Genomic DNA, 4,347 nt, shown 5'->3' with positions numbered 1-4,347 from the left:
GCGTCCGTGACGATCGACCGGGGCCTGTCGCTGGGCTTCCCGACCGGGTCCGCGACGTGGTGCTGAAATCCGTGGAGGTGGCCGACGCCTACCAGGAGAACCAGTGCCAGAGCCTCGCCCGGGAGATCCGCATCCTCGCCGACGACCTGACCCGGGCCCGGCCGAATTTCGACGTGAACCGGGACTGGTTCCAGACCTTCCTGACCACCCGGGCGACCAATCTCGGCCTGCCGGTGGCGCAGATCATGCGCGGCCCCACCGAGGTGGTGGCCCGGGCCAAGATCGACGTCCTGAAGACGAACCGCCTGCCCTCGGCGGCGGCCTTCGAGGATGCGGCCAACTCGGCCGACCCGATCTGCCTCCTGCCCACCGAGGGCCGGGTCTTCGCCGCGCTGCTGCGCATGCCGGCCTACGACGACGCCGTGCTGATGGTGCAGCGGGAGGTGAGCCAGCTCGCCATCGAGTTCCCCGGCGTGTCCCGGGCGGCGGCGGCCGAGTATCTCACCTACGATTCGCTGCGCCGCTCGATCCAGATCACCTTCGCGTCGGTGTTCCTGCTGATCGCGCTGATCGCGCTGCTCTCGGCCGTCTGGTTCGGGATGAACTTCGCCAACCGGTTCGTGGCGCCGATCCGGCGGCTGATCAACGCCGCCGACCAGGTGGCATCGGGCAACTTCTACGCCCAGGTGCCGACCAAGAAGACCAGCGGCGACCTCGCCCATCTCGGCGAGAGCTTCAACAAGATGACCCAGGAGCTGCGCCGCCAGCATGCGGGCCTGATCGCGGCGAGCGACCTGATCGACACCCGCCGCCGGTTCACCGAGGCCGTGCTGTCGGGGGTCTCGCCCGGGGTGATCGGCCTCGACGGGGCGGGCTTCGTCACCATCGCCAACCCGGCCGCCGAGCGGATGCTCGATCTCGCCAGCGACGCCCTGGTCGGCCAGCCGCTGGCCCGCGCGGTGCCCGAACTCGCCCCCGTGCTCGCCGAGAGCGAGGCGCGCTCGCGCAGCCTGCAGCAGCAGCAGATCCAGCTCACGCGCTCCCGGGGCGAGCGCACCATCACGGTGCGGGTCACGAGCGAGCAGGCGCAGGGCGCGTCCCGGGGCTCGGTGGTGACGCTGGACGACATCACCGACCTCGTCCAGGCGCAGCGCAGCTCCGCCTGGGGCGACGTGGCGCGCCGCATCGCCCACGAGATCAAGAACCCGCTGACCCCGATCCAGCTCTCGGCCGAGCGAATCCGGCGCAAGTACGGGAAGGTCATCACCGCCGACAAGGAGGTGTTCGACCAGTGCACCGCCACGATCGTGCGCCAGGTGGACGAGATCAAGCGCATGGTCGACGAGTTCTCGGCCTTCGCGCGGATGCCCAAGCCCGCGATCGCGCCGAACGACCTCACCGAGATCGCCAAGCAGAACCTGTTCATGATGCGGGTCGCGCATCCGGATATCGACTTCGCCTTCTCGGCCCAGAGCGGCGCCGGGGGATCCGAAAAGATCGTGGCGGCCTTCGACATCAGGCTGCTCAGCCAAGTGATCACCAACATCCTCAAGAACGCCGTCGAGGCCGTGGCCGAGGTGCCGGAGGCCGAGCTCGGCAAGGGCAAGATCGCCTTGAGCCTCGCCGTCGAGGACGGCTTCGCGGTGATCGCCGTCACCGACAACGGCAAGGGATTTCCCGCCGAGGGGCGCCAGCGGCTCCTCGAGCCCTACATGACCACCCGCGAGGGTGGCACCGGGCTGGGGCTTGCCATCGTCAGCAAGGTGCTGGAGGAGCACGGCGGCGGGATCGAGCTGAACGACAATCCCGCCGGCCGCGGCGGCCAGGTGCGGATGCGGGTCCCGCGCGAGCACGGGCCCGAACCGTCCGGCGCGGGTCCCGACACCAAGACCCCCGAGACGAGTCCCGTCACGACAGAGGAGAAGGGCGCCGCACCGACGGCCCCCCGGATCGCGGAGATGCACGCATGAGCGCCGATATCCTGATCGTCGACGACGAGGCCGACATCCGCGACCTCGTGGCCGGGATCCTGGACGACGAGGGCCACCGCTGCCGCACGGCCGGCGGCTCGGACGAGGCGCTGGCCGCCATCGAGGCGCGCCGGCCGCACCTCGTCTTCCTCGACATCTGGCTGCAGGGCTCGCGGCTCGACGGCCTGCAGGTGCTCGACCTGATCAAGGCCGCCAACCCCGACCTGCCGGTGGTGATGATCTCGGGCCACGGCAACATCGAGACCGCGGTCTCGGCCATCAAGGCGGGCGCCTACGACTTCATCGAGAAGCCGTTCAAGGCCGACCGGCTGATCCTCGTGGCCGAGCGGGCGCTGGAAGCCTCCCGGCTCCGGCGCGAGGTCCGCGACCTGACGGCGCGCTCCGGCGCCACCAACCGGATCGTCGGCACGTCGCTGGCCATCAACCAGCTGCGCCAGACCCTCGACCGGGTGGCGCCGACCAACGCCCGGGTGATGATCACCGGGGCCTTGGGCTCCGGCAAGGAACTCGCCGCGCGCAGCCTGCACAAGGCTTCGGCCCGGGCGAACGGCCCCTTCGTGCTGCTCAACGCGGCGGCGATCCTGCCCGAGACCATGGAGGCGGAGCTGTTCGGGGTCGAGGGCGAGAGCGGCCGCCGGGTCGGCGCCCTGGAGGAGGCCCATGGCGGCACCCTCTACCTCGACGAGGTCGCCGACATGCCGCGCGAGACCCAGAACCGGATCCTGCGCGTCCTCGTCGACCAGAACTTCCAGCGGGTCGGCGGCACGACCCGGGTGCATGTCGACGTGCGGATCATCTCGTCCTCCTCCCGGGACCTCCAGGAGGAGATCGCGGCGGGCCGCTTCCGCGAGGACCTGTTCCACCGCCTCTCGGTGGTGCCGATCCGGGTGCCAGCCCTGTCGGAGCGCCGGGAGGACGTGCCCGAGTTGATCCAGTTCTTCATGGACAACATCTCGTCCCAGACCGGCCTGCCCAAGCGTCGGATCGCCGAGGACGCCATGGCGGTGCTGCAGTCGCACAACTGGCCCGGCAACGTCCGCCAGCTCAAGAACAACGTCGAGCGGCTGATGATCCTGACCCAGGCCGACCCGGAGCAGGAGGTCACCTCCGAGATGCTGCCCTCCGAGATCGGCGCCCTGGTGCCGACCACCCCGGGGGGCGCGGGCGGCGAGAAGCTGATGAGCCTCGCGCTCCGGGAGGCCCGGGAGATCTTCGAGCGGGAATACCTCGTGGCGCAGATCGCGCGGTTCTCGGGCAACATCTCGCGCACCGCCGAGTTCATCGGCATGGAGCGCTCGGCCCTGCACCGCAAGCTGAAGTCCCTGGGCATCGGCCCGTGAGGCTCCGGAGCCGGGGCGCGCGTTGAGGGCGGGGCCGATCCGTCACGGATCGGCTGGAACGGGGGTTGCTTGCGCCCACGCTTTCACGGCGTCATGGTATTTGTATACATGGGCCCTGGACCGGGTGTTCGGACGATCCGGCCGGCGGCATACGACTCATCCCGGACGGAGCGATCCGGGACAACAAGAAGGCTAAGAAGATGGCGGGCGAACGCGCACAGAACCTTCAGGACACGTTTCTCAACCATGTCCGCAAGAACAAGATCCCCCTGACCATCTTCCTCGTCAACGGCGTCAAGCTGCAGGGCGTCGTGACGTGGTTCGACAATTTCTGCGTGCTGCTGCGCCGGGACGGGCATTCGCAGCTGGTCTACAAGCACGCGATCTCCACGATCATGCCGGGCCATCCGGTGCAGCTGTTCGAGCCGGACGAGACCGCCGAGAAGGCGTGAGGGCTCGTCGCCCCGGGCGCCCGGGGCGAGGCCGGCGGATCGGACCGACCGAGGCCGCTGCCGAAGCTGGGACCGGTCCGGGGCTGTCGCCCGAGGCGAGGGCGGCCTCCGGACCGGTGCCGCCGCGCGGCCTGGTTCCCGATGCCGTCGCGGATATCCGCCACCGCCCCGGCCCGGCATATTGACCCGGCATCTTGGCTGAGGTCGCCCGCATCCCCATTCTGTCGGATCCGACCTCTCCAACGAAGCCGCCGGCCTCCCGGCGGTCACAAAGGCTGCATGAGCGAGACGCTGACGTCCGGCGAAGCCCGCCTCCAGGCGCAGGCCGCCCCCGAGGGCGAGATCGCCGCGGCGACCCACACCCTGGTGATCGGCCCCTATCTGGCCCGCGGCGCCTCGGGGGCCGGGCAGGGGGGCGGGGCAGGGGCCGCCGCGCCGTCCCGCTCCGTGGAGGCCCGCCTCGACGAGGCCACCGGCCTCGCCGCGGGCATCGAACTCGACGTGGTCGAGAGCCTCGCCCGTCGGCTGCCGCGGATCCGGGCCTCGACCTATCTCGGCAAGGGG

Annotated in this window: 2 protein-coding genes and 2 pseudogenes; all 4 read left to right on the top strand. The window is 70.4% G+C overall.

Annotated elements, in window-relative coordinates; genetic code table 11:
- Positions 1 to 1,970 (top strand): annotated as a pseudogene (locus tag I53_RS08180) (ATP-binding protein); the annotation flags it as partial.
- Positions 1,967 to 3,331, top strand: coding sequence for a sigma-54 dependent transcriptional regulator (locus tag I53_RS08175; RefSeq protein ID WP_012318476.1), 1,365 nt, complete (start codon positions 1,967 to 1,969; stop codon positions 3,329 to 3,331). The pseudogene I53_RS08180 and the gene I53_RS08175, both read left to right, overlap by 4 nt.
- 200 nt (positions 3,332 to 3,531) lie before the next feature.
- Positions 3,532 to 3,783 carry an RNA chaperone Hfq gene (hfq, locus tag I53_RS08170; RefSeq protein WP_007563033.1) on the top strand — a complete coding sequence of 84 codons (252 nt, stop codon included), beginning with the start codon at positions 3,532 to 3,534 and terminating at the stop codon, positions 3,781 to 3,783.
- 279 nt (positions 3,784 to 4,062) lie between these two features.
- A pseudogene (locus I53_RS08165) lies at positions 4,063 to 4,347 on the top strand (GTPase HflX); the annotation flags it as partial.

The organism is Methylobacterium sp. B1 (assembly GCF_000333255.1).
GTDB lineage: Bacteria > Pseudomonadota > Alphaproteobacteria > Rhizobiales > Beijerinckiaceae > Methylobacterium > Methylobacterium fujisawaense.
Note: the sequence above shows the minus strand (reverse complement) of the source record. Positions and strands in the feature narration are given on the sequence as shown.

Excerpts from the sequence above, each read along its gene's own strand:
- hfq (WP_007563033.1), top strand. The coding sequence starts at position 3,532 with ATGGCGGGCGAACGCGCACAGAACCTTCAGGACACGTTTCTCAACCAT.
- I53_RS08175 (WP_012318476.1), top strand. The coding sequence starts at position 1,967 with ATGAGCGCCGATATCCTGATCGTCGACGACGAGGCCGACATCCGCGAC.